The organism is Nocardiopsis sp. N85 (assembly GCF_028882275.1).
Taxonomy (GTDB): Bacteria; Actinomycetota; Actinomycetes; order Streptosporangiales; family Streptosporangiaceae; genus Nocardiopsis; species Nocardiopsis lambiniae.
Genome location: NZ_JARBUT010000041.1, coordinates 1 through 1,494, shown reverse-complemented (window position 1 = coordinate 1,494; position 1,494 = coordinate 1). Strand labels below are relative to the sequence as shown.

1 protein-coding gene is annotated in these 1,494 nt (G+C 70.4%); it reads right to left on the bottom strand.

Annotation, left to right across the window (positions count from 1 at the left end; all coding sequences use genetic code 11):
* Positions 1-28: 28 nt before the first annotated feature.
* On the bottom strand, positions 29-1,255 hold the full coding sequence (locus PWG71_RS28585; protein ID WP_274813182.1) for an IS110 family transposase: 1,227 nt from the start codon (positions 1,253-1,255) through the stop codon (positions 29-31).
* Between the last annotated feature and the right edge of the window lie 239 nt (positions 1,256-1,494).

The window sequence follows — 1,494 nt, the reverse complement described above, 5'->3', positions numbered from 1 at the left end:
CGGGTCAGACACCCCATGTCGTTTGGTGTCAAGCGGCATGAAGGTGTGCGTGGTGCGACCAAGCGGTCGCTTCGTCGTAAAGGGTGCGGGTCTTCAGGCATCCGTGGAGGATGCCGACCAGGCGGTTGCCGAGCTGGCGCAGGGCCGGGTTGTAGCCGACCTCGCGGGCCCGCTGCTTGTCGTAGTAGCGGCGGGCTCCGGGCGAGGCCCGCAGCGCGGCGAACGCCTGACGCTGCAAAGCGTCGGCCAGACGGTTGTTGCGCACGAAGCGTGCCTGCACGCTGTGGCTCTTGCCCGATGCCCGGGTGATGGGGCTGGTGCCGGCGTAGTTCTTGCGGGCCTTCGCGCTGGCGTAGCGGGTCGGGTCGTCCCCGAACTCGGCGAGCACCCGGGCGCCGGTGATGTGGCCGATGCCGGGCATCGACAGGTAGATCTCAGCGTCCGGGTGGAGGAGAAAATGCGCCTTCACCTGCTCCTCCATCGCGGCGATCTGCTCGTTGAGCGCGATGATCAGCCGGGCGTGGGCGCAGGTGGTGGCGGCGTAGGCGTCGGTGACCTGTTCGGGCAGGGCCAACTGCTCGGTGCGCAGGGCGGTCTGGATCGTGGCGGCCTTGGCGTCGCGGTCGCGGCGGCGGTGGCGGGCCAGCACGGCGGTGATCTGGGAGCGGGTCAGCTTCGCCCCCGCCGCGGGGGTGGGTGCCTTGATCAGCAGCCCCAGGGCGTCGGTGCTGGTCAGCTCCAGGTCCGCGTAGGCGGCCAGAGCGGCGGGGAAGTACTCGCGCAGCGTGGACCGCAGCCGTTGGTAGGTGCGGGTGCGCTCCCAGATCAGGGTCTGGTGGGCGCGGGCGAGGACCTTGACGGCCTGGGCGGCGTCGCTGTCCCCGGCCATCGGGCGCAGTTGGGCCCGGTCCAGGCGGACCATGTCGGCCAGGGCGTGGGCGTCGCCCTTGTCGCTCTTGGCGCCGGAGGTGCCATAGCGCTCCTTGAACCGGGCGACCTGGCGGGGGTTGATCGCGTACACCTGGTAGCCGGAGGCGGTCAGGGTCTGCACCCATGAGCCCCGGTCGGTCTCGATCCCCACCACCACCTCGGCCGCCTCCAGGTCCGGGTCTGCGTGCTTGGCGATGAGTTCGTGCAGCTTCGCGATGCCGGCCACGCCCTCGGGCAGTCGGGCCGCGGCCAGTCTTCGGCCGGTCTCGTCCTGAAGTTCGACGTCGTGGTGGTCCTCGGCCCAGTCATCACCGATCAGCAGCAACTTCAACCTCCCTGGTCCGGGTGATGGTGGTGCAGCCTGCGGGAAGCGGCGCGCGGCCTAATGGATCCAGTGCTCACGCCCTGCGGGGCGGGCACGCCACCCCATCAGCGGTCTGGCCTCCCGGCCGACCGGCAGGGGCACGGTCTGACCCCAGAACTCAGCGGTTCCGGCGACGGAAGTGCTCACCTGCCGGCGGCTACGGCACCAAGTCTCACCGACCTGGCAAGTCCCATTAGGCG